Raw genomic sequence first — 24,595 nt, forward strand, 5'->3', positions numbered from 1 at the left:
GGCGGCGTAGCATGCGCTAGAATGACGGCATTCTAGGTGATTCTCGGCTCCTCGGGCAGCCTGCGGCTACCCTCGAAAACCGAGCTCTACACCAACATTCGGGACACTACCCGATTGGATTCCGGGCTCAGCGCAGTTCTACGAAAAGGAGGTTTTTAAAAGACTCCTTACCAAGCTATCGGATGAATATGGAGTCCTATATTGCGAGGACTTCATAGGCGTTTTAGGACTTTTTGAGGCCGAAATGAGCTTCCTTCCCAAACCACTCATTTGGTACAAATGGGGAGATGGAATATCGACCAACGGCTCCAAAGAGTCGCGAAAGAGAATGTATGCAGACCACAGGAGCTTTTACAACGGCATCAAGCGCGATTACCCTTCAGTTCCCGGAGTGCGAACTGCGTGCGCACTGTTCGCACTCCGGGAGTTCGCCGCACTCCACACACCCATTGCTGGACTTCTCCAACGATTCGTCGCCAGTTCATATGAATCCTCGCGTTCAGTAACATATACCCCTACCTCGTTGTTCAATGAAACTAGAGCGATCGTTGATACGTATCTACGCCAGAAATAAGTAAGAAATAGCGGGGTCGAGCACGAATGCCCGGCCCCGCCGAAGCAATAGCGCCCACAAATAACGTTACGCCCCCATGATCTGGTTGATCTTGCTCGCATCCCCCCATACACCAGGAGAATCATAGGGACGGTCCGGATACTCACCGTAACCGAGCTTGATGCTAAGGCCATTCTCCTCAATAAAGCCCTCGACAGCCTCCCCAAGCGAAAGTGGGGAGCCTGTGCAGCAATTGATGACGCCGCGAACCGAGTCCTGAAGCAAACAAGAACTTATCTGCTGAGCGAGCTCGTCAACCTTAATGAAATCATATTTGTTTTTGCCAGAGGTAAACGGGAAGGTTTCTTGACCTGCAGCGTCAGCACGCAGAATCTTTCCAAAAATAGACTGGGAAGCGATATCGTCGCCATAAATATAATAAGCACGCAGCCACTGCGCCGTAATGTTTTCGCTTTTCACTCGAGCAAAAAAAGCGCGACGGAGCGAATCCTTGGCAATTCCGTAAAAGCTCATGGGATTACAGGGCGTATCTTCGCTTATGGGGCCTTCCCAATATCCAACCTCATGCATGGTTCCCATTACAGCAATCTGCTTTATGCCAAACTCAACCATTTTACAGAGGAAACGATAGTGGCTGGAAAGATCGAGCATGTGCGTTTCGGCGTTATGATTGAAGCCGTTCCGCCATGCAAGGTGAAGGCATGCATCCGGCTCGTACGCCTCAAGGACAGAAGAATCGAAGTTAGGATCTAGGATATTGCCCGTCACCCAAGCAACACCAGCCTTTTCAGGCCCCTCATTCAAATCAAGAGCAACGACACGTGCCCCCTTTTCCACGAAGGCATCAACAACATGCCTTCCAATATACCCATTGGCGCCGGTCACCACGATTGTCTTCATTGTCTACCCCAGTCCCTAAAGAGCATTGCTCTTTTCACTATATGCATAAAAGTGATTCATCAAAGCAGCAATAGGCTTCGGCCACAGAGTTGAGAGGATCTCTTGGTCCTCACGTTTGCGAATGTTCTCCCCAAGATTCTTAGTGGTAGCGGAACCTTCGTAAATCCGATGTCCCATCAGCATTTCCGGAATATATACAAAGCGACCGCAAATGCTAGCAAGGTTAACCCAAGTCTTGTAATCGCAGCTATTGACATACTTTGAATCAAAAACTGACGGTCCAAGAACGGCGCAATTAAGGGTGACCGCCGGGCAACAAATCGGACAGCCGAGAGATAGAACCCTCCGCTTCACAAACTTACTGCCATTGAAAAGGGGGAAGCGAAGAATATAATTCAAAACCCGCTTCACCTTTAGCAACAAGTTAGTTGCCACGGCTTCACCATTTCGAAGTTCATAATAGTCCGTATACAGGAGCTGAATCGAATCCGAATCATAAGAATCAACAGTCGCAAGAACACGCTCGGTGAAACGGGAATCATATACATCGTCTTGATGCGCCATGGTAACCCACTCGGCTCCCGCGTGATCATAGCCATAATTCCAATCACAACCAGCACCGCAGCGATTGGGATTGACAACCATTTCAATACCATGCCGAGAGCAGATATCCTCCAGATACTCAGACGGCGTTGAAGTCGACAAAACAATTTTCGACTGAACAGTTTGAGCTTCCAGAGACTCAATAGTGCTCTCAACATACGGGTTCTCTCCGTAGGCGCACACGACAAAGGCATGCTTGGCCAAGCTTGAAGAAATCAACAGCACTCCCGATCGCTATTTATGCTTGAGCGACTTCGCCACTCATTCCAAAAAAGACCAATATAAGATAGCACCAGTCCTCCCTAGTTACCGAACGTCCCCATTGAATCCCCAAGCAATCGTACTTATCTACACAATCGGTCGAAGAACTGCAAGTATAGGTGTTGATGAATACACGCTCGCGTAACGTACTCCAACTCTAGGGGAATACGCTTCAATGATGCGATCTCCACCAACGTAGATTGAAACGTGACCATTAGTCATTATCAAATCCCCAACTTGGCGCTGATCGCGTGCCGAAAGTTGGTGTAGGGGCCGTTTCTTGATTCGCAAAATGAAGAAACGGTCATCGCCTAGAATTTGAATTGTTTAGGTTCGGATTCACGGAAAGGCGATAACCGCATATGGACAAGATACACGAGATGGCAGCCGATGGCTCCCTGATGCCCAGATTCGATGGCGGCATGGTCAACATGTCCGAGCTCATCAGGGTGATGGCCGAATCCCTGGTCAACGAGATAATGGACGCCCAGGCCGATGAGGCCTGCGAGGCCGGCAACCAGCGCAACGGCTACCACGAGCGCAGGCTGGTCACCAGCGTCGGCGCCATCACCCTCAGGATACCCAAGCTGCGCGTCGGCACGTACTTCCCCGAGGACCTGGTGGAGCGCTGCTCGCGCGTGGACAGGGCGGTCATCGCCGCGGTGTCCGAGATGGTGACCAACGGCGTCTCCACCAGGAAGGCGAAGCGCGTGGCGCAGTCCATGGGCATCGACCGCACGAGCGCCAGCCAGGTCTCCAGGATATGCTCGTCGCTTGACGAAACGGTCGCCGACCTGCAGTAACGCGACCTGTTCGACGTGTCGTACCCCTACATCTGGCTGGACGCAACGTACATCAAGTGCAGGGATGCCGGCCGCGTGCAGTCCACCGCGCTCGTCACCGCCATCGGCACCGGGTCGGGCAGCTACAGGCGCCTGCTGGAGCTGGACGCCATCGACACCGAATCGTACGACGGGTGGAGATCGTTCCTGATCTCACTGCGCGCACGCGGCGTTTCCGGCGTGGTCTGCGTCACCAGCGATGCGCACGAGGGCCTCAAGCGGGCCATCAGGGAGGTGTTCCCAGGTGCCTCGTGGCAGCGCTGCATCGTCCACCCGATGCGCAGCGCCGCCGGAAACGCCAGCACCAGGCAGAAGAAGACCGCCGTGCTGGGCATACTGAAGGCCGTCTTCGCGGAACGCGACCCGGAGCTGGTGCGCGAGCTGTACCAGCTTGCGATCGGCCAGATAGAGGGCTTCTGCCCAGCCGCTGCCAAGCTACTCGAGGAGGCGGAGGCCGACGCGCTGGCCTACCTGGACTTTCCGTACGAGCACCCTGTGAGGCTGCGGACCAACAACGTTCAGGAGCGCGCCAACCGCGAGCTCAAGCGCCGCAGCCGCGTGGTGCAGGTGTTCCCCAGCAGGAAGTCGCTCATCAGGATGATGGGCGCCGTCTTCTCCGAGATGGATGAGGACTGGGCTGCCCGACGCTGGTTCAACGACGATTCCATCGGCAGGGCCGTGGAGGGCGCCGAGGTGAACGCTCCCGCGCACGCCTACGAAGGCACGGCTGCCGAGCATGCGGCAAGGATCATCGCCCTTGTCGTGGCCGACAACCCGATTCCCGGCAGGAAGGAGGCGTGACATGCACTAGAATGACGGCATTCTAGGCGACTCTCGGTTCCTCGGGCAGCCTGCGGCTACCCTCGAGAACCGAGCCTTACACCAACATTCGCGACACTACCCGCTACAGGTGGTACGGAGAAAGACGATTACTCACGAATCAAGAAACGGCCCCTACACCAACTTCCGACACGTTATCTTTTCTCCTTCCGTCGATCGGTTGCATGGCAAGAAGATTCTACGGAAGGGGCAAAGCGATACGGAAACAGCGGAACAGGTGATACGGAGGCGGCGAATCCGTGAAATGAAAGGCGATACGGAAAACGTGAAACGGGTGCTACCTAGAGCGCACAATAATCATTAATTATGTTTATTACTAAAAAGAGAATAACAAAGTAATAAACACAGGAAGGCCATTGTAAGCAGGTAGGACATTCCAGCACCCAAAACACCTAATGCGGAGACTATCGGAACAGAAACTAGCAGGGCAAGTAGACCGGCAACAACATAAGAGATCAGAACAGCCCTTTGGCACCTCATAGTTACAAGTCCATAATACAAAACCGTACAGACAACGTTAAACGCACCAGCAATCATCAGAACAATCAGGGAATCGAGATACGGACTCAGATCGACGAGATAAATGGCTGACAATATAGGCAGTCCTATAAAACCAGCAACAACTATAATCGGAACTGATATTAATGCTGACCCAATAACACCTTTTTTTATTAATGATATAAAACCATTCCATCCTTGCTCGGCAAAGGTATCAGCGAGTGTTGATAACATCGGCTGGAAAACAAAACCACCAATTAAATTAATGACCATTGAAGGCATTACGAGAATCGAATAAATCGTAAGTGCTTCCATAGAAAGCGCCCGTTCAACGGCAAACTTTGAAGCATTTACCAAATAACTCGATAAGAATGAAGAAATGAACAGCGGAAAACAAATGGATAACAACTTAAGAATTTGCTGTTTTGAAAAGCGCAGCTCGATATTAAATACCGATTTTGAGATAGGGATGTTTAGCAGCAGCACTGAAACAAACGTGATTGCACCAGTAACTATCGCCGTTAGCAACAGATTGCCGGTTCCCGCAAACACCACGCAGAATACGACTGTGGTAATGCAGACACGAATGCAGTACGAACGTGCCCCCAAATCAAGTCTGCCCAAACGTTGAAGTTGCCCCTGGTATACATCCTCATATGCATCAGCTAGTCGTAATCCAGCAATCAGAAATAAAGCCAAAGTATCACCGGAAAGGCCTGAAGAGACCACGCATTGAATTAGTATTGCCACGACCATTGCAAGACAGGTAATTAAGCGGGCTGAATGATACGTTTGAAATGAAAACTGCCCTTTAGTGTCGGTTACCTGAAATACTCGCGTTTCGAAAGCCCCAAGTGGGCGGTACTGCAACCCTATCGCATAGGCAAGCGAAAAAAGACCACCAACATAAGCATTTGATAAGCGTGTTAATATCGCAAGTAATACAACCCCCTGAAGTGCGTTAATGGTACTTCCAAGCGTATTCCAAAAAAAACCGCTCAAGATTAAGCTGCGTTCTTCCTTTTTAACCTGCATTAATATGATCCAAAATCTAACGCTACAGGGTAGTGATTCTTTCTTTGTTCCATAGGAGGCAGCTCCATATACGCACCGTATTGACGCGTAAGCAAGCCATCCCAATCATGAGGAATCTTGACGGTAAAGTCATCAAAGGGAGATTCCAATAAAGGATAGATCTCGTCGGAAGTGGCTGACCACTTCATAGGATGCCCATCAGAAAAATCTGTGACGAGCTGACATTCTTCATTTTTTGCCAGCATTGCACAGCGCTCCCAATTCTTCTGAATCCATCGTGGTGAAACATGAAAGAACCTGAGTCCCTTATGTGCTATACCGCATACAAGATAGATAACGTCCTTCTTAAGCCCATCAAAAGGCAAATATGGTTTTGGAGTTGCCGAGAGGAACCCTAAACGCCCCCAAAACCAAGTTCCAACCAGCTGATGCATCCTTCGAATTGAATTATTGGAAACTTTATCCAATGGGAAAATATCAATACCTATAGAACGAGTCCATTTACAGTGCTCGAAGAAATCAGGCACATTCACTGTGCCAACAAGGGCAAGATATGAAAACGGCGAAGGGTAGAATTCTTGAGTTCGCGCGTTATCGATTCTGTACTTATCTCCTAGAATCGAAAGGCCTTTAGATAGGAACTTCTCATAATCATCGCGCGGCATAGCAACATCCACGTCGTCGTCCCATGGAATAAAGCCCTGATGGCGTACGGCACCGATACAAGTACCGCCGTACGCATAATAATCAAGATCGAGTTTGTCACATGTATGGATAAAATCCTTCAGAACCTGCTCGATAGTTCGTTGAAGCCGCTTGAGCTCATTTATATCTTCATATTCCCTAAATGCCATAAAGCACTTTACCTTTCCTGTTGCAAATCCTGCAACGAAGCAATTACACGAATGGACGAGATGCGCCGATTACATTTCCCCTAGCGCTAATGGGATGAATTCCGACGCCCTGATGAGGCCAGGAGTCAATCATCATACCGCCGCCGAGCGCAATTGCAATATGCCCACGGTAATAAATAACATCGCCGCGTTGGATCGAACTCGTACTCACAGGCATAAAGATGTTGCTGCGATACCAATTCATAGAATTGTAGGTTTGGTTCGGATCCCATCGATGGTTGTAGGGATTGTAGACACCCATATCCATGCCAGTGGCATAAAGGCACTGCAGAACAAAGCCCGAGCAATCTACAGCGCCGCCCGGAGCAGTGGACCAGGGCTCGATATATTGAGTACCAATGTATTCATAGGCACGTTGAATGAAAGCTTCTACGCAATCCTCGCGTGTGGCTTCGACAGAAATGCGAGAAGGGGTCACATAGGTAAAGTAGCCGGTGCAATAGCTGGGCAGCTGAACAGTCCAGGAGCTCACCTGAGGATACTGTGGAGGATTTTGCCAGCCAACCTTGTCGCACTGGCCATCGCTCCAGAAGATTCGACGAACGCCATCAATAGTTCTGGCGCCAGTCGCCATAGCCCCGCTTCCGTCTAGCCAATACCACTTACCCGAGTCTTTAAGCCAACCAACGTGCATGCTGCCATCCGGATCAAGGTAATACCATGTTCCACTCAGGCATTTCCAGCCAGTCGCCATTTTTCCGTCAGCGTTCAGGTAGTACCAAGAACCGCCGGTAAATAGCCATCCGGTTTTCATCACGCCGGAATCGGCATCAAGCCAGTACCAATCGCCGTCAACCTGCAGCCAGCCACGGTGGATGACGCCCGATCCGGGCTCGGCGTAACACTTCTGGTTCGCGACATCAACCCAACCAGACGCGATCTGCCAGCCATCAGCCCCGGCCGTCTTAAGAATGGTCCCGCCCTCGCGAATCACATCCTTGCAAAGGTATCCGTTATCGTCGGCATACCTCTCTTCGCCGTCCTCAACGGCAACCCAGCTTGAGACCACGAGCCTACCGCTCTGGTCTGCAAAACAATCGTTGCCGCCCACCTCAAATAGGCCTGTTTTCATAAGATGACTAAATGCATCCAGGTAATACCAGCTCGCACCCTCCTTATACCAACCAGAAGCAAGCGCGCCAGATTGAGAGGCAAAGTACCAGCCGCCCTCCGACAGAGCCCAACCGACAGCCATGGCCCCATCGGGTTTGAGATAATAAGCCGCGTCGCCGAGGTCCAAATAGCCGACGGACATCTTCCCATCGGAGGCCGGATCGAGGTAATACCAGGCGCCGTCTACGAGTTTCCAGCCAGTGCACGCAATGCCATCGGAGCAGTAATACCAGTCAGCTCCATCATTGCACCATCCATTTGCGAGGCCATAGTCGCCAAAAAAGTAGATATTCCCATCGATATCGCGACGCCCCTTGGACATGGCGAACGTCTGCGGGTCAAAATAATAGCGGGCCGCACCAATCGACTGCCATGACGAAGCGAGTGCACCTGACGAATAGGCCCAGTACCAGCACCCGTCGACGAGAATCCAGCCCGTTTGCATTGCGCCAGAGGCATCTAAATAGTATCTTTCACTCCCGAGGTCAACAAAACCGACCCGCATAACATGGGTGGCAGGATCCAGGAAATACCATGTTCCGTCTTGGTAAAGCCAACCGGCAGCAAGATCGCCTTCAGCATTGGCATAAAACCATTTTCCATCTGAGTTAAGCAGCCAGCAGTTCTGGTATAGCGCACCGTAAGGTCTTGAGGCATTGCTTTCGTTCGCATAAAACGAGGTAGTTGATCCACCGGCATCGGTCACATTAAAATAGCCAGTCTGCATTGCACCACCATTGGCGGGATCAAGCCAATACCAATAGCCCCCAGTTTGCAACCAGCCAGTTTGATGTTTACCGTTTTTTCCGTAATACCAGACCCCAGACGATTCGTCCAGCTGCCATCCATCTTTTATGACAGTAGAAATCTCAGGTTGGTAATCATCAGAAACCGCAGAAGCAAAATCCGCTTTCGACTCAATAGTCTGAGACTCGCCGAAGTCCAACGCAGACGCCGTATTCGCACTTAAGGGCAAACAACAAGCAATGGTTAATGATGCAGCGGCACAAACAAGTGCGGCTTTCTTTTCGAATCGATACATAACCAACCCTCCAAAATAATCTCTATAATTATTGTAATCCACACTACAAGATAGAATTTCACCATAATCTGTTCAGTATATATATGATTTTACTGTAAATTGAACATATCGTTGATTTTTCAATATTGGTCGCAAGTAATTAACACCTTAAACGGAGGCCTATGGTTCACCCGGGTGACACTTTTTAACAAGAAGAAACGGGGCGGCCGGAACACAGGCATAAGAGACGCACAAATAAAAACGGGCACCGTGCCTTCCGACGCGATACCCGCAGTGAACGAAATGCAATCTCCCGTTTCATGGCAATCAGAGCAATCCCGAATTTTTACTCAAGTGAAACGCGGTTGTACCAACCCCACTTCGGCGAATAGGTCGTTGTGTAATAGCTGAGCCATTCATCGAGCGGCATCGTGCGAATGCGGCCGATATTGTCCATGACGGTATTGTTGCCTACGTAAATGCAAATGTGGCCCCAAATCGATCCCGCGTACGTATGAGTATGGGATAGAACCGCGATAATCATGCCAACGCGAAGCTCACTCAGATTATCGAGGTCGCAATAGGCATAGAACATGTCGTCGGCATCGTAGTCGTTATTGGGAAGCAATTGCCCTTGCCCAATACACTTAAACACCGAAGCGACCCATTCCGAGCAAAGCCCTGGCCCAGGAGTGGGAACCACGCTACAGGCGGCAACGAGCCGTCGCTGTATGTCGGTTGTCGCCAGCGGCTCCGCTTCGCGCATCGCCCCATCGCCGCCAAACTGATAGTAGTGGGAATCGATGGTATGCCACCCTGTCACCATTGCTCCCGACGATGCAAAGTAATACCACTTACCCGAGTCTTTAAGCCAACCAACGTGCATGCTGCCATCCGGATCAAGGTAATACCATGTTCCACTCAGGCATTTCCAGCCAGTCGCCATTTTTCCGTCAGCGTTCAGGTAGTACCAAGAACCGCCGGTAAATAGCCATCCGGTTTTCATCACGCCGGAATCGGCATCAAGCCAGTACCAATCGCCGTCAACCTGCAGCCAGCCACGGTGGATGACGCCCGATCCGGGCTCGGCGTAACACTTCTGGTTCGCGACATCAACCCAACCAGACGCGATCTGCCAGCCATCAGCCCCGGCCGTCTTAAGAATGGTCCCGCCCTCGCGAATCACATCCTTGCAAAGGTATCCGTTATCGTCGGCATACCTCTCTTCGCCGTCCTCAACGGCAACCCAGCTTGAGACCACGAGCCTACCGCTCTGGTCTGCAAAACAATCGTTGCCGCCCACCTCAAATAGGCCTGTTTTCATAAGATGACTAAATGCATCCAGGTAATACCAGCTCGCACCCTCCTTATACCAACCAGAAGCAAGCGCGCCAGATTGAGAGGCAAAGTACCAGCCGCCCTCCGACAGAGCCCAACCGACAGCCATGGCCCCATCGGGTTTGAGATAATAAGCCGCGTCGCCGAGGTCCAAATAGCCGACGGACATCTTCCCATCGGAGGCCGGATCGAGGTAATACCAGGCGCCGTCTACGAGTTTCCAGCCAGTGCACGCAATGCCATCGGAGCAGTAATACCAGTCAGCTCCATCATTGCACCATCCATTTGCGAGGCCATAGTCGCCAAAAAAGTAGATATTCCCATCGATATCGCGACGCCCCTTGGACATGGCGAACGTCTGCGGGTCAAAATAATAGCGGGCCGCACCAATCGACTGCCATGACGAAGCGAGTGCACCTGACGAATAGGCCCAGTACCAGCACCCGTCGACGAGAATCCAGCCCGTTTGCATTGCGCCAGACGAGTTCGTGAAATACAACGTGCCGTTATCGTTCACCCACCCGGTGCGCATGTTCCTAGTTTGGGAATCGAGGTAATACCACGAACCTCCGACAAACACCCAGCCAGAGGCCACTACGCCATTCGAATAGGAATAGTGCCACGCGCCATCGACGATATACCAGCCCGTATACATATAGCCCGCTGAATCGAAGCTGTATAGGGTGCCATCGACCTCGAGCGTGCAATTCGCCGGATAGCCGCCATCGTCGTAGGCGTACCACCATCCGGTAGCATTATGCCGCCACGATCCAGGAAGCGCGATTCGGTTGTCTGCGCTTCTCACGATATCGAACGACATGCGTGCCTCAAAGCCGGCATAATTTCCCAAGCCCTCAATGAGCACAGAAGCCTCACCGGGAATGACGTTGTTTTCATACAAAACGGCGTAGTCAAGGCCCTCAGCAAGCACCCGCTCCCCATCGTGCACCGTAACCTGCTGGGCAATTGCGGCACCGGTATATTCAGCCGAAGTGCTCTCCAATTCGCACAGTACTTGGTCAAAATACGGCTGCGCCTCTTGCGAATCTTTTTCTTCAGCTTGCGCCCCACTCACTTCCGAAACGGCAAGCACCGCTTCATCGCCAGCCTGCTCTGCGACGGCAAGCGATTCAACGGGAGCCACGGAAGAGTCTTGCGCCCATGCCGCACTCGGAAGCAACGCCAGCGACACCGTCGCCGCAAGGGCCAGAGAGCACGTCGCCCTGCGCATTTTCTTCATGTTTCAACCCTTCTTTATCGCATGAGGATTACTCAAGACGGGCCATCGCTCACAAATCCAGAGATGCTGTTGCCCATGCCACCGAAAGAATGCCAGAAGCGATTCTCGTAAGGAGTGTCCCCCCAGAAAAACCCGATGTGGCAGTCTGTCGAATATGGATTAAACGGGTAGAAGAACACCAAATCGCCCTTGCGAGCCTCGCCGCTCGCAAGCAATTCCGAAACGCTGTTGAACTGCAATACCGTGGCTCCACTGTCGATGGCGTATCCATACCAACGGTACGCATTGCAGAAGCTTCCGCGGCCCGGGCCTCCCAGCCATGGCGAATTTGATTGGTTGTTTGCGATCTTTGACAAATCACCGCCGGCCTTCGCATAGACATGCGACACGAAGCCGCCGCAATTCATTCCGGTAAACCCATCGCTTCTTGGCTCGCCGTTGGGATACGTGCAGTTCGCAGGGGTTAAGGATGTGTCATATCGCGTGCCAAAGTAGTAGGAATCGTTCTCATGGGAAATGAGCTGTTCGAGCAAACGCTGCCTGCTTACGCCCAAGACCGAGCCGGACGCATCGACCCACACGCCCGAAGCGTTAAACCACGAGCGGGTTCCGTCGCAATCATACCAACCGGAAGACGCCATGCGTCCCGTTGCCTCATCGAGCCAGTACCATACAGAGTCATAATACAACCAACCCGTTTGCATGGCGCCGCTCGAACCAAGGTAATACCAAGCACCGCCCCAGCTCAACCAGCCCGTTTGCATTACGCCCGACGAGTTCGTGAAATACCACGTGCCGTTATCGTTCACCCACCCGGTGCGCATGCTGCCGGTTTGGGAATCGAGGCAATACCACGAACCCGATATTGCGCGCCAGCCCGTTGCCATCGAGCCATCTGGGTCAAGGTAATACCAGGACGAGCCGTCCCAATACCAGCCTGTTTGCATTGCGTAATCGGAATCAAAAAAGTAATACGAATCGCCTATGCACGTCCATCCCATTTGCAGCGCGCCATCGGGATTCGCGTAAAACATCCTACCGTCGACAGAGAAAAATCCAGGGAGAGCCTGCTCCCACGAATCGCCGCGTACGGTGCTTTGCGCCCCGCTCTGCACCACGGGCGCACCCGAAGCATTTTTACCCGCAACGAAAATCACGGCACCGTTCGATTTGAGCAGCGCCAGGCCCTCGCCATAAGGCGCCCATCCAGACATTTGAATTGCACCATTGCCCAGGGCGTAATAGTGGTCGCCATACGCCTCGAATTCCCCGGTCGCCATCGCGCGGGTTTCGAGGTCGAGCCAGTACCACGATGAGCCATCCCAATACCAGCCCGCATCCAGCGCACCCGACCCCGCGGCATGGTACCAGGCGCCATCGAATTGAGCCCAACCGATTCGCATGGCACCCGACGCGTCCGTGACGTAGAGATTCGAGCCATCGTCCACCAGGCCCGTCGCCATAGCTTTCGTTGAGGGGTCGAGCCAATACCACGCGCCCCATGCATACAGCCACCCACTCTGGAGTGTTGATGTTCACTAAGAAGTGGTCCGAGTGATCACTGGGAAATGAGCACCGTGAGCACGAAAAATTGAGCAGTTTAAGCAAGAGGGCCGCGCCCCGGGGCCCGGGGGCGGGGCCCTCGCCGTATGGTTTCCCCGGGCGGTTACTTTGGCGAGCCCGCCCGGGAAGGATGGAGGAGATGACCGTGCCCCTGGACACAGTGAATGATATACGGTCGATGGATGCCGCCGGGCGCTCGAGGTCCGAGATCGCCCGAATGCTCCACGTGAGCCGGAACACCGTGGCGAAGTACGCCGACATGGAGGACATGTCGCCCGCCGCGCCGATGCCCCGGAGGAGGGGCAGGCCCGCGCTCGAGGGCAACGAGGAATGGGTCGCGGGCGTTCTCGAGGCCGACCTCGGGGCCCCGAGGAAGCAGCGCCACACCGCCAGGCGGATCTACGACAGGCTCGTCGCCGAGCGCGGCTACGGCGGCTCGTACTCCACCGTGCAGAGGTTCGTCCGCGAGCTCAGGCTCGCCCGGGCGGCGGCGGGCGGAGAGGGGTACCTCGAGCTCGAGTGGGCGCCCGGCACCTGCCAGGTCGATTTCGGGAACTTCCGCGCCGCGGTCGGCGGGAGGACCCTCGACCTCAAGCTGCTGGTCGCGACGCTCCCGCACTCGAACGACCGGCAGTGCGTCGCCCTCATGTCGCAGAGGTCGGAGTGCCTGTGCGCCGGGCTGCTCGAGATCTTCCGCCGCTGGGGCCGCGCCCCGGCTGCGATGGTGCTCGACAACGCCACCGAGGCGGGCAGGATGGTACGCGGCGAGGTCACGGAATCGAGGCTGTTCTCGCAGTTCAGGGCCCACTACCGCTTCGAGAGCCGGTACCGCGACCCCTATTCGGGAAACGAGAAGGGCTCCGTCGAGAACGCCGTGGGGTTCCTCCGGCGCAACCTCCTCGTCCCCGTGCCGGCGTTCGGCACGCTCCCCGAGCTCAACGCGTTCCTCGCCGGGGGATGCGCGAGGGTCAGCGCGGCGGCGCGCTGCCGCGACGGCAGGCCGCACGGGGAGGCCTACCGGGAGGACCTAGCCGCCATGCGCGCCCTTCCCGGCGTGGAGTTCGACGCGGTGAGGTGGGTCGCCGCCCGCGCCGACAAGCGCGGCTACGTCGAGGCCGACGGGCGCGAGTACGTCGCCGGGCCCGCCTGGCACGGGCGGAGCCTGCTCGTCGGCATGCGCGCGACGACGGTGGAGATCCTCGCCGACCGCGGCCGCCGGGTCGCCGTCCTCCCCAGGGCCTTCGGGGAGGGCCCCGCGGTCCGGAACCCCCTCTCGCTCGTGCCCGCCATCATCGCCAGGCCGAGGGCCTTCGGGGAGTCGACGATCAGGCGCGACATGCCGCCGGGGCTCGCCGAGGGGATCGACCGGATGGACTCCGCCGGCAGGAGGCGCACGCTCAGGTCGATCGGCCGGGCGAGCGAGTCCTCGGGCTTCGAGGCGGCATGCGAGGCGGCGCTCAGGGTCGTCGAGGGCGGCCGCGTCCCCGACGACGCCACGGTCGACGTGCCGGCGAGGCGCATCGCGGGAGGCGGCGGCGGGGCCGGCGGGGCCGACCTGTCGGTCTACGACGGGTTCCTGAAGGGGGCGGTCGCCGATGGCAGCTGGCGAGGAGCTGGCCCGCAGGGTCGTGGAGGCCGGGCGGTCGTGCTCGCTCACCACCGCCGTCCTGGAGGAGTGGTCGAGGCTCGGCACCCCGAAACAGGCGGGGTACCTGGCGGGCTACCTCGAGGCGGAGAGGTCCAGCCGCGAGGCCTCGAAGCGCGCGACGCTGCTCAGGCGCTGCGCGCCGCCGGCGCCCAAGACCTTCGGCGGCCACGACCGGTCGGCCGTGTCGTGGCCGGAGGGCATGGGGCGCGAGCCGCTGCTCGCGCTCGACTTCGTCGAGCGCAGGGAGGACCTCGTGCTCATGGGCGACGTCGGCACCGGCAAGACGCACATGGCGTCGGCCCCCTGCGCGCTGGCGTGCGAGAGGAGGCTCGAGGCGCGCTTCTTCACGGCGTCCTCGCTCGTGATGCGCCTGAGGCGCGCCCGCGACGACGGGAGGCTCGACCGGGAGGCCGCGCTCATCGGCAAGGCCCGCCTGCTCGTCATCGACGAGCTCGGGTTTCTCCCGCTCGACGCGGACGGGGCGAGGCTGCTCTTCCAGGTATTCGCCGACGCATACGAGAGGCAGTCGGTGGTAATCACCACGAACCTGGAGTTCAGCAGGTGGGGGTCGGTGTTCGGGGACGACCAGATGGCCGCCGCCGTGATCGACCGCATCGTCCACCACGGGAGGCTCGTCCAGTTCCGCGGCGAGTCCTACCGCGTCCGCCATGCCCTCATGCAGGAGGGCTAGCCGCTCAAAAAGCGTGCGCGCTTCCGATGCTCAGGCTGCTCAATTTCCGATGCTCTTTTTGCTCAAATCCTCTTGACGAAACACACCATTCAGGGAGATGGCGTCGGGGCGAAACTTTCGTAATGAGCTTAGTGTAGGCGCTGGGTCCTATTTGGTCTGTTTTGTCGGACGGCTAATTCCTGAAAAGGCATTAAAGCCATTCTTGAGGCATCGAGAAGCCGCAGGCTTGTCGAAGCGGGTGTCGTCTTTGTTCTAGCGGGAGACGGTGCATTATCAAAAGAAGTCAATAATGCCCAAGGTGAATCGCTTAGATGGGTTGGACAGCTCTCATCTTCTGACATTTCTTCACTCCTTCAGCAGTCCGATCTGCTGTGCCTCCCTACACGGTCGGAAGGCTTTGCTACAACCTTGCTAGAAGCTTCTTCGTGTGGGTGCCCTTCAGTCGTTACGGACGTGGGCGGGACGCGAGAGCTTTTTCCAAACGAGCAGTTTGGAAAAATTATTAACTCAATGGATTCCGAAGATGTTGAGCAGGCCTTCTATTCACTTGTCAAAAACCCCGATAAGTTGGCCGAGCAGTCGCGTTTGTGTCAACGTATGGTTGAAAATGAGAGTTCATGAGATAAAACGGCGTCCTTGGTCGAAAAAGTGCTTTCTGGTACGAAAAGGTAAAACAGTCGCAAGTCACCATTGTTTTTCAAGAACATCATCTTCACAGGCGGCCACGGCCTTATCGGCGGAAACTTCGAGCACCATATTGTGAACAACCATCACGAGGCGAACCTCACCGTCCTGGACAAGCTAGTCTATGCGGGAATCACTTCGAAAATAATGGCGCAATCGAGAGGGTGTGAAAAGTCCCCCTAATGCAAAAGGACTTCGTCCTTTCCTAGAATCTAAAGCAGTGATTAACTAAGTTCTGGAAAAGGACGAAAGCCGCAACGGAAATCAATATAGAGTCGAATCTGGGTTTGCCCCGATTTCATAGACAGCTTCAACGCCGCCTAAGGACGCCCTTTCCTTTAGGCAAATTGGCTTCCTCGAACCCTCCCAGTCTCATGAATCATATTCAGAAATTGCCACTCCTTTAATACGTAACAACCTTCGTTCCATAGGGAATGTTATCGTAAATCCATTTTGCATTCTGGATCTCGAGACGCACACACCCAGCAGATGACGGAACGCCCATCGTTGGATCCATCACCCGGTTGCTATTAACGTAATAAGGCGATGAATGGAATAGATAGTCGCCGTAGAATTGCGTGTAGTAATAACAAGTGTACCCATGGCCAAAGGAATAACCCTTGCCGTAGACCTGATACTCCCCCAACACCGTAGGCGTGCTTGCTTTGCCGGTGGAACATACGTATCGACGGTTCAAAGACCAATTCCCTCTAGACCCCGTGTAAATGCTTGTAAGGCAACGCGACGTATCAACAAGTATCAACCAATTGGTATTGCTAGAATAGCCCTGTGCCTTTGCATCCATATAGTCAGATACCCAAGCGCCATTGGACATAAAGTACTGCCAAGAACCGTCCACAATACGCCAGCCAGTTGCCATGGCTCCACTTGAATCAAGCCAGTACCAAGTGCCGCCGAGATTTACCCAACCGGTCTGCATGTATCCAGATGAGTTCAAGTAATACCAGGAACCGCCAACAGCAATCCAGCCGGTTCTCATAACAAAGGTAGACGGTTCGAGATAGAACCAAGAACCACCTATATATATCCAGCCGGATCGAGCGTAGCCATCAAACTCATCAAAGAAATACCAAGAACCGTCTATATTCTTCCATCCAGAGCACAGGGAGCCATCAGTTGGGTCTGCAAAAAATTTACAACCGCCCAGTGTTACAAAGCCCTGCGCCTGGACCAGTTCTCCATCACCGTTGGAAATAAATAGCTTTCCCGCTCGCAAGGCTCCAGTTAAAACACAGTCAGAGCCGGCAAAAACCTTACAAGACTCAGCTTCAGCAGAATCCTGGATGTCAACCCACTCACGACAAGCCAAGGCACCTGAAGCCTTTGCAAAATAGTATTTCCCGTCTACGGCAAATTGTCCAATTGACATTTTCCCGCCAGCAATGGGGTTGAGATAGTAATAGCAACCGTTAAGCGTTAGCCAACCGGTCTTAACAATACCTGAAGCGTTTACGGGATCCGAGTAATACCAGTCACCGTCACTCAGATACCAGCCAAATGACAGCGCGCCCGAATCAGTGAAATGGTACTGGTTGATGCCAATTGACATAAACCCTGTAACCATTTTGCGGTCATTAGCGTCGTCGAACCAATACCAAGAGCCGCCTATCGAATGCCAACCAGAAGTAAGCGCACCAGAAGATTCAGCATAGTACCAATTTAGCCCATCAAAAGCCCAGCCAACAGCCATGGCCCCATTGGGGTTCAAAAAATACGCTGCGTTACCAAGGTCTAAATATCCAACGAACATTTTGCCGTCGGAAACTGGGTCGAGATAATACCAAGCGCCGTTAACGAGTTTCCAGCCAGTAGCCGCAATACCGTTGGAGCAGTAATACCAATCTGATCCATCCTTGTACCATCCATTTGCAAGGCCATAGTCACCAAAAATATAGGTACATCCATCGATCTTTTGACGACCCTTGAACATGATGAGCGTCTGTGGGTCAAAATAATAGCGAGTCCCACCTATCGTCTGCCATGACGAAGCAAGGGCACCCGATGAATAAGCCCAGTACCAATTCCCGTCAACGAGAATCCAGCCGGTTTTCATAGCGCCCGAGGCATCTAAATAGTATTTCTCGCTCCCGAGGTCGACAAAACCAACCTGCATTACATGGGTGGTAGGATCCAGGTAATACCATGTGCCATCTTGATAAAACCAACCAGCAGCTAAATCGCCTCCAGCATTGGCATAAAACCAATTTCCATCTGAGTTACGTAGCCAGCAGTTCTGATATAGCGCGCCAAAAGGCGTTGCGGCATTACCGTCATTCGCATAAAACGAAGCAGTCAAACCGCCATCATCGGTCACATTGAAATAACCTGTCTGCATTGCACCATCATTGGCTGGATCAAGCCAATACCAATAGCCCCCGCTTTGCAGCCAGCCGGTTTGGTGTTTACCGTTTTTTCCGTAATACCAAACTCCAGACGACTCGTCTCGTTGCCAGCCATCTTTTATGACGGAAGAATTATCAGGTTGCAAATCATCGGAAACCACAGAAGAAAAATCCACTTTTGACTCAATACTCTGAGCCTCAACGGAATCCTGTGCAAACGCGACATTCGCACTCAGGGGCAAGCAGCAAGCAGTAATTAATGACGCAGCAGCACAAACAAGCGTGGCCTTCTTTTCGAATCGATACATAAGCGACCCTCCCAGATATCTCCTTTATTTATTTTAATCCACATTCCAGGATTGATTTTCGTTACTGTCTGTTCAGTCTATGTAGATAAATATATTAAATTGAACACAACGTTCAATCATTCTATTCTTTCTCTAAGCAATGAACATCTTAATTGGAGGCCTGCAGTGGAACTGACCAAGCGTAACTTTACTGTTCTGTACGAATACCTAAAGAACCCATATGCCAGCCAGCGAGAAGTTGCCGAGCGCACTGGCCTCTCACTTGGATCGGTAAACGCAGCAAATAAAGAGCTTACGAATGAGGGCCTTCTCGAATCGGACAGCCTAACCGACAGCGGTTACGAAGCACTTCACCCCTATAAGGTTGAAAACGCAGTGATATTGGCTGCGGGGCTTTCGAGCCGCTTTGCTCCCATTTCGTATGAAAAGCCCAAAGGCCTTTTAAAGGTACGTGGTGAGATTCTCATCGAACGTCAGATTAGGCAGCTGCAAGACGCAGGTATCAGCAATATCACCGTCGTTGTCGGCTATAAAAAAGAGTATTTCTTCTATCTTGAAAGCAAGTTCGGCGTTTCGATTGTCGTCAACAACGAATACGCATCCAAAAATAACCACGCATCGCTTATGTGCGTAAAAGAGCGACTTGGCAACACCTACATTTGCTCAAGCGACGATTACCTTCTAAACAATCCATTTGAAGCATACGTTTGGAAAGCATTTTATTCTGCTCAATATGCTGAAGGCGCCACCAAAGAATGGTGCATTCAAACGGGAGCAATGGACAGAATCACCAATGTTACGATTGGCGGTTTCGATGCTTGGTATATGCTCGGGCACGTCTACTTTGATAAAGCTTTCTCGCTTGCATTTAAGCAGATTCTTGAGACGGAGTATAGCAAGCCGGAAACAACGGACAAGCTTTGGGAAGATCTATATATCGAGCACATCAAGGAGCTCGATATGGTTATCAAGAAGTATCCTGAGGGCGAGATCAACGAATTCGATTCTCTTGATGAGCTGCGTGCCTTTGATCCGCATTTTATCGAAAACGTTGACTCCGATATTTTCGATAACATCGAGCAAGTGCTCGGCTGCTCCAAATCAGAGATTCACGACGTTTATCCCCTTAAACAAGGTCTTACGAATCTGTCGTGCCACTTTAGAACCAATGATGGAGAGTACGTTTACCGCCATCCGGGAGTCGGGACCGAACTGCTTATTAACAGAAATGGAGAAGTAGCCGCACTTAAAAAAGCTAAGGAACTCGGCCTTGACGATACGTTCATCCATGAGGACCCAAAGCGTGGTTGGAAAATTTCGAAGTTTGTACCCAACGCAAAGCAGCCTGATCCGCATGATGCTGCACAAATGAATCGAATGATGCAGATGTGTCGTTCGCTTCACGAGAGTGGTGCAAACGTCGAAACCGAATTTGACTTCTACCTCGAAGCAAAGCGCTACGAATCACTTCTTCTGGAAAAAGGTCCCATCGACATTCCAGGCTACAGGGAAATGGCCGCCGAAATCGATGAATTAGAGCGCTTTGTACAGGCCGACAATGCACCAAAATGCCTTTGTCACAATGACTTCTTTTACCTCAATTTCCTTATCGATAAAAACGACAAGTACTATCTCATTGACTGGGAATATGCTGGCATGAGCGATTACGCGAACGATTTTGGAACGTGCAGTGTCTGCTGTGAGCTTTCCGAAGATGAAGTCGACCGCGCGCTTGATGCATATTTTGGGCGCAAGGCAACAAACAACGAAGTTGCGCATAACTATGCGCACATCGCCCTTGCAGGATGGTGCTGGTACCTCTGGTCTCTTCTGAAAGAAGCCGAAGGTGACTTCGTGGGCGAATGGCTCTATATCTACTTTAATTACGGTGCCAAATACCTCAAAAAGGCACTGGAGATCTATCGGAAAGGTGAGTAACGATGCAATTCGGCTTCTTTAGCGGCCTTCTTTGGGGCCTTGATACAGTAATTCTTGGAATCGGCTTGGCGCTCGCGCCCTATATTGGATCGGCGGAAGCGCTTGCATGCGCCTCCATTGCGGGATCTTTTCTCCATGATGCCTTCTGTGCAATCTGGCTCTTTGGCTACATGGGAGTCCGAGGCAGACTGAAAGACACGCTCGCTGCGCTTAAAACTCGTTCGGGCAAGGTCGTCATCGCCGGCGCTCTACTCGGTGGACCTATCGGAATGACCGGCTACGTATTGGCAATTAATAACATCGGAGCTGCCTACACGGCAATCATCTCCGCCTTCTATCCCGCAGTCGGAGCATTCCTTTCCTTCGTGCTGCTGAAGGAGAAAATGGGCAAAGGCCAGATTCTTTCCCTTCTCGTTGCTCTTTGCGGCGTAATGACGATGGGCTATCTATCGGCCGGGTCGAGTGAGATTGCAAATGCCCCCCTCGGCTTACTCGGGGCGGTGCTTGCCGTTATTGGATGGGGATCCGAAGCGGTGCTGTGCGCATGGGGAATGAAAGATGATGCCGTTGATGACGAAACAGCTTTGCAAATCCGCGAAACTACAAGTGCGCTTGTTTATGGAGTGCTTGTACTTCCCCTCTTCGGAGCATGGCATTTCACGCTGGGCGCAATCCCGAGCATGCCCACATTGATTATTGCACTCGCCGGACTCGCAGGAACTGCATCCTATCTGTTCTATTACAAGGGCATTGCGGCAATCGGAGCAGCGCGTGCGATGGCTCTGAATATCTCCTATTCGGCATGGTCGGTGGTCTTTGGCCTGATCTTGCTTGGAACAATTCTCGACATGGCATCCGTAATCTGCTGCGTTGTAATTGTGTGCGGAACAGTTTTGGCAGCCAGTAACTGGGACGAACTATTTGGACGAAATAAGACGGCGTAGCTTGATTAACAATGCAGTAAAAAAGGGAGAGCTCGACGAGCTCTCCCTTTTTTAGCATTATGGCTATTCAATTACCACGGCCTGGCTATCCATCTGTTGCCACGTGCCGAAGAACACCTGGGCATTTCGCGTAACATTGCCGTTAATCGAATCCGAAAGAAAGACAATTCCCCGCTCGTCATCATAGCCTTTAAGGACTACGGCATGATTACCGCCCCACAGACCATAGGAATGCCCGTTATACCAACGAGCAGCATAACGGCCCCCTGGCCAACTTCCCCACTCGGTATTCCACATCTCAACAGGTTGACCACAGGTCAGCCTGTTCTTAATGGAAGAAATTGACGAGAAAGAGACGTCTTTTGCCTGCTTGCCACTTCCAGCAGCACGCAGAAAATTATTTCCAGCAATAGTAATCGCAGGGGCGACACATCCCATGAGACCCCCGCTGCTACGCCTCGGGTTGCCATCAAAAGCGGTAACAAAGTTGCCGTTGCTTCCCTTGGGCAAGTAATAATCCGCAATAATCGTCTTACCTAAACCGAAACCATAGTAGTTAAGCAAGTTTGTTAGGGCAACCGACTCACAGCCAGTAGGAAGTTCCGGATACTGCGAATAGCAAGGGACATCGACCCAAGCGCCAACCATTGCGCCGGATGAACTGAACTTGTAGTCAGTAGAGCCGATCCAATACCAACCGTTACTCAACATTACTCCCCCACGTGCGACATCAAGGTAATACCATGTGCCTCCAAGGGAAAGCCATCCCGTTTTCATCGCGCCAGAAGCGGAATCCAGCCAGTACCAGTTGCTGCCATCGTTAAGCCAGCCGGTCGCCATTCGACCATCCGGGTTAAAGTAATACCAAGACCCAGCAATTTGCTGCCACCCAGTCAGAATTACTCCACTAGCAGAACAATAATATCGAGCACCCTGACTCTCAATCCAACCAGTTCTGGCATTACCGTCATCGTCAATCAGCTGGATTCCCGAATCGGTCATGATGCCTTTAAGGTCAATTGCGCCGCTGGATGACGAATGATACATCCAAGACCCATCACCGTTTGACCAGCAATTAGCCATCATCTTGCCGGTACTATTAAATATGTATTCACATGATCCGATAGTTTGAACGCCCGTGGTCATGGCATGCGTCGAGGGGTCGAGCCAGTACCATGCACCGCTTAGGTTGAGCCAGCCGGAGGCGAGGGCGCCGGAGCCCGTCGCGTAGTACCAGGTCCCGCCGTCGAGCACCCATCCGGTCGCCATCGCGCCGGAGGGGCCGAACCAATAGGCAGAGCCATTGCATGCGTGAAGGCCCGTCACCATGGCGCCGGCCGCCTCGGGATCGAGCCAGTACCAGGAACCGCCGGTGTAAAGCCAGCCGGTCGAGGCGATGCCGTTCGCAAACCAGTACCAGGAGCCGTCGACGAGGCCCCAGCCGTTTAGGGGGCCGCAGCTGCCGAAGTAGCGGCGGACGCCCTGGGCATCGGTCTGGTAGCCCGTCAGCATGGCCCCCGTCCGGGCATCGAAGCAGTAGGGCACGCCGCCGACGGAAACGGGACCGTGCGCCAGCGCGCCGGAGCCCGTCGCGTAGTACCAGGTCCCGCCGTCGAGGACCCACCCGGTCGCCATCGCGCCGGAGGAGTTGAACCAGTACAGGGAGCCGTTGCACTCGTGAAGGCCCGTCACCATGGCGTGCGTCGAGGGGTCAAGCCAGTACCACGTACCGTTTAGGTTGAGCCAGCCGGAGGCGAGGGCGCCGGAGCCCGTCGCGTAGTACCAGGTGCCGCCATCGAGCACCCACCCGGTCGCCATCGCGCCGGAGGCGTCAAACCAGTACGCTGAGCCGTTGCATGCGTGAAGGCCCGTCACCATGGCCCCGCCCGCCTCGGGATCGAGCCAGTACCAGGAACCTCCGGCGTTAAGCCAGCCGGAACGCAATGCAACAGGATTGGTCGAATCCGCGTAAAACCACTTACCGTCAACCGAATTCCAGCCCTGCTTCCATTTAATGGATCCTTGAGCAGCGACCCCCTCGATGGAATCGGATGAAATGGCGGCCGAAGAGAAGGCTTGCCGTTCGGAAATAGAAGGCTCGGAAGAGTCTACAGAAACCTCATTCTCGGCACCAGCCACACTTGGACCAGTGAGTAATATCGCAGACAGAACAAATAGAGTTAATATTGTCAGCTTATTTCTTACCATGCACGGCCCCCAGAGAATACCAATCGTACATAGACATAGTCTACAAATGGACTAGCTCGCGCAATATGTAATTAGAAAAAAGCAATTAAAGAAGAGCTGTTAGCCGAGCCAAACGCCGTTACTCGAAAAAGAATACTGTGACCCGTTGATTTGTTGAGTGCCAGTGACCATCGCGTGTGTCGATGGATCCAGCCAGTACCACGCACCGCCGACGTAGGCCCATCCCGAAGCGAGGGCGCCGGAGCCAGTCGCGTAGTACCAGGTGCCGCCGTCGAGGACCCAGCCGGTCGCCATCGCGCCGGAGGAGCTGAACCAGTACATGGAGCCGCCGCATTCGTGCAGGCCCGTCGCCATGGCGTGCGTCGAAGGGTCGTGCCAGTACCAGGTGCCGCTTAGGTTGAGCCAACCGGAGGCGAGGGCGCCGGAGCCCGTCGCGTAGTACCAGGTCCCGCCGTCGAGCACCCATCCGGTCGCCATCGCGCCGGAGGGGCCGAACCAATAGGCAGAGCCATTGCATGCGTGAAGGCCCGTCACCATGGCGCCGGCCGCCTCGGGATCGAGCCAGTACCAGGAACCGCCGGTGTAAAGCCAGCCGGTCGAGGCGATGCCGTTCGCAAACCAGTACCAGGAGCCGTCGACGAGGCCCCAGCCGTTTAGGGGGCCGCAGCTGCCGAAGTAGCGGCGGACGCCCTGGGCATCGGTCTGGTAGCCCGTCAGCATGGCCCCCGTCCGGGCATCGAAGCAGTAGGGCACGCCGCCGACGGAAACGGGACCGTGCGCCAGCGCGCCGGAGCCCGTCGCGTAGTACCAGGTCCCGCCGTCGAGGACCCACCCGGTCGCCATCGCGCCGGAGGAGTTGAACCAGTACAGGGAGCCGTTGCACTCGTGAAGGCCGGTAGCCATGGCACCGCCCGCGTCGGGCTCGAGCCAGTACCACGTGCCACTCTGAAACAACCATCCGGTATACGCCTTGCCGTTGGAGGCTGCATAATACCAGGTGCTGTCAATTAGTTGCCAATGATAAAGGGAGACATCAACATACGCGTAGTTCATATCAACGTTGCCGTTG

At 53.9% G+C, this 24,595-nt stretch carries 15 protein-coding genes and 2 pseudogenes; 6 read left to right on the plus strand and 11 right to left on the minus strand.

The features are described 5' to 3' along the window. Window positions 1-640 precede the first annotated feature (640 nt). The 3 genes from ACTNA2_RS08305 to ACTNA2_RS08315 form a co-directional block, all read right to left on the minus strand. Window positions 641-1,474: an NAD-dependent epimerase/dehydratase family protein gene (locus tag ACTNA2_RS08305; RefSeq protein ID WP_441049199.1), complete on the minus strand. Its 834-nt coding sequence runs from the start codon at window positions 1,472-1,474 to the stop codon at window positions 641-643. Between the two features lie 15 nt (window positions 1,475-1,489). Beyond that, the gene (locus ACTNA2_RS08310; protein WP_441049201.1) at window positions 1,490-2,296 is read right to left on the minus strand and encodes a glycosyltransferase family 2 protein; all 807 of its coding nucleotides are present in this window, start codon (window positions 2,294-2,296) and stop codon (window positions 1,490-1,492) included. 129 nt (window positions 2,297-2,425) lie between these two features. After that, window positions 2,426-2,629 (minus strand): NlpC/P60 family protein, encoded by a 204-nt coding sequence (locus tag ACTNA2_RS08315; protein WP_441049203.1) that lies wholly within the window; start codon window positions 2,627-2,629, stop codon window positions 2,426-2,428. A 71-nt stretch (window positions 2,630-2,700) separates the two neighbouring features. Here ACTNA2_RS08315 and ACTNA2_RS08320 point away from each other — a divergent pair. Beyond that, window positions 2,701-3,981 (plus strand): annotated as a pseudogene (locus tag ACTNA2_RS08320) (IS256 family transposase). A gap of 339 nt (window positions 3,982-4,320) precedes the next feature. Here ACTNA2_RS08320 and ACTNA2_RS08325 read toward each other — a convergent pair. The 5 genes from ACTNA2_RS08325 to ACTNA2_RS08345 form a co-directional block, all read right to left on the minus strand. Next, entirely contained in the window at window positions 4,321-5,553 is a 1,233-nt protein-coding gene (locus ACTNA2_RS08325) for a lipopolysaccharide biosynthesis protein (protein ID WP_441049205.1), read from the minus strand. Then, window positions 5,553-6,407, minus strand: a complete 855-nt coding sequence (locus ACTNA2_RS08330; RefSeq protein ID WP_441049207.1) for a LicD family protein — start codon at window positions 6,405-6,407, stop codon at window positions 5,553-5,555. The genes ACTNA2_RS08325 and ACTNA2_RS08330 overlap by 1 nt, the downstream gene beginning before the upstream one ends. A gap of 43 nt (window positions 6,408-6,450) precedes the next feature. Beyond that, window positions 6,451-8,622, minus strand: coding sequence for an NlpC/P60 family protein (locus tag ACTNA2_RS08335; protein ID WP_441049209.1), 2,172 nt, complete (start codon window positions 8,620-8,622; stop codon window positions 6,451-6,453). Between the two features lie 325 nt (window positions 8,623-8,947). Continuing rightward, entirely contained in the window at window positions 8,948-11,179 is a 2,232-nt protein-coding gene (locus ACTNA2_RS08340; protein WP_441049211.1) for a hypothetical protein, read from the minus strand. Between the two features lie 32 nt (window positions 11,180-11,211). Next, window positions 11,212-12,642 (minus strand): hypothetical protein, encoded by a 1,431-nt coding sequence (locus ACTNA2_RS08345; protein WP_441049213.1) that lies wholly within the window; start codon window positions 12,640-12,642, stop codon window positions 11,212-11,214. 278 nt (window positions 12,643-12,920) lie between these two features. On the opposite strand from ACTNA2_RS08345, the pseudogene istA reads away from it, so the two are divergent. The 3 genes and pseudogenes from istA to ACTNA2_RS08360 form a co-directional block, all read left to right on the plus strand. Next, window positions 12,921-13,982: pseudogene (gene istA / locus ACTNA2_RS08350) on the plus strand (IS21 family transposase); the annotation flags it as partial. Window positions 13,983-14,337: 355 nt separating this feature from the next. Next, window positions 14,338-15,081 carry an IS21-like element helper ATPase IstB gene (gene istB, locus ACTNA2_RS08355; RefSeq protein WP_441049215.1) on the plus strand — a complete coding sequence of 248 codons (744 nt, stop codon included), beginning with the start codon at window positions 14,338-14,340 and terminating at the stop codon, window positions 15,079-15,081. 189 nt (window positions 15,082-15,270) lie between these two features. Further along, the gene (locus tag ACTNA2_RS08360; protein ID WP_441049228.1) at window positions 15,271-15,702 is read left to right on the plus strand and encodes a glycosyltransferase; all 432 of its coding nucleotides are present in this window, start codon (window positions 15,271-15,273) and stop codon (window positions 15,700-15,702) included. A 466-nt stretch (window positions 15,703-16,168) separates the two neighbouring features. On the opposite strand, the gene ACTNA2_RS08365 is transcribed toward ACTNA2_RS08360, so the two are convergent. Beyond that, entirely contained in the window at window positions 16,169-18,436 is a 2,268-nt protein-coding gene (locus ACTNA2_RS08365; RefSeq protein WP_441049217.1) for a L,D-transpeptidase family protein, read from the minus strand. 165 nt (window positions 18,437-18,601) lie between these two features. On the opposite strand from ACTNA2_RS08365, the gene ACTNA2_RS08370 reads away from it, so the two are divergent. Continuing rightward, window positions 18,602-20,374 carry a phosphotransferase gene (locus ACTNA2_RS08370; RefSeq protein WP_441049219.1) on the plus strand — a complete coding sequence of 591 codons (1,773 nt, stop codon included), beginning with the start codon at window positions 18,602-18,604 and terminating at the stop codon, window positions 20,372-20,374. 2 nt (window positions 20,375-20,376) lie between these two features. After that, window positions 20,377-21,318 (plus strand): DMT family transporter, encoded by a 942-nt coding sequence (locus tag ACTNA2_RS08375; RefSeq protein ID WP_441049221.1) that lies wholly within the window; start codon window positions 20,377-20,379, stop codon window positions 21,316-21,318. A 63-nt stretch (window positions 21,319-21,381) separates the two neighbouring features. Here the strand turns inward: ACTNA2_RS08375 and ACTNA2_RS08380 are convergent, their stop codons facing one another. Both ACTNA2_RS08380 and ACTNA2_RS08385 read right to left on the minus strand, forming a co-directional pair. Further along, complete coding sequence (locus tag ACTNA2_RS08380; protein ID WP_441049223.1) at window positions 21,382-23,526, minus strand: C39 family peptidase; 2,145 nt, start codon at window positions 23,524-23,526, stop codon at window positions 21,382-21,384. A gap of 99 nt (window positions 23,527-23,625) precedes the next feature. Next, on the minus strand, window positions 23,626-24,579 hold the full coding sequence (locus ACTNA2_RS08385) for a hypothetical protein (RefSeq protein ID WP_441049230.1): 954 nt from the start codon (window positions 24,577-24,579) through the stop codon (window positions 23,626-23,628). Window positions 24,580-24,595 lie beyond the last annotated feature (16 nt).

This window comes from Collinsella sp. HCP28S3_E9 (assembly GCF_052065455.1).
Classification (GTDB): Bacteria; Actinomycetota; Coriobacteriia; order Coriobacteriales; family Coriobacteriaceae; genus Collinsella.

Bases quoted from the DNA above. Each gene is read 5' to 3' on its own strand.
- ACTNA2_RS08340 (WP_441049211.1), bottom strand. From the start codon at position 11,179: ATGAAGAAAATGCGCAGGGCGACGTGCTCTCTGGCCCTTGCGGCGACG.
- ACTNA2_RS08380 (WP_441049223.1), bottom strand. From the start codon at position 23,526: ATGGTAAGAAATAAGCTGACAATATTAACTCTATTTGTTCTGTCTGCG.
- ACTNA2_RS08385 (WP_441049230.1), bottom strand. From the start codon at position 24,579: ATGAACTACGCGTATGTTGATGTCTCCCTTTATCATTGGCAACTAATT.
- istB (WP_441049215.1), top strand. From the start codon at position 14,338: ATGGCAGCTGGCGAGGAGCTGGCCCGCAGGGTCGTGGAGGCCGGGCGG.
- ACTNA2_RS08335 (WP_441049209.1), bottom strand. From the start codon at position 8,622: ATGTATCGATTCGAAAAGAAAGCCGCACTTGTTTGTGCCGCTGCATCA.
- ACTNA2_RS08330 (WP_441049207.1), bottom strand. From the start codon at position 6,407: ATGGCATTTAGGGAATATGAAGATATAAATGAGCTCAAGCGGCTTCAA.
- ACTNA2_RS08365 (WP_441049217.1), bottom strand. From the start codon at position 18,436: ATGTATCGATTCGAAAAGAAGGCCACGCTTGTTTGTGCTGCTGCGTCA.
- ACTNA2_RS08375 (WP_441049221.1), top strand. From the start codon at position 20,377: ATGCAATTCGGCTTCTTTAGCGGCCTTCTTTGGGGCCTTGATACAGTA.
- ACTNA2_RS08325 (WP_441049205.1), bottom strand. From the start codon at position 5,553: ATGCAGGTTAAAAAGGAAGAACGCAGCTTAATCTTGAGCGGTTTTTTT.
- ACTNA2_RS08305 (WP_441049199.1), bottom strand. From the start codon at position 1,474: ATGAAGACAATCGTGGTGACCGGCGCCAATGGGTATATTGGAAGGCAT.
- ACTNA2_RS08345 (WP_441049213.1), bottom strand. From the start codon at position 12,642: ATGGCGACGGGCCTGGTGGACGATGGCTCGAATCTCTACGTCACGGAC.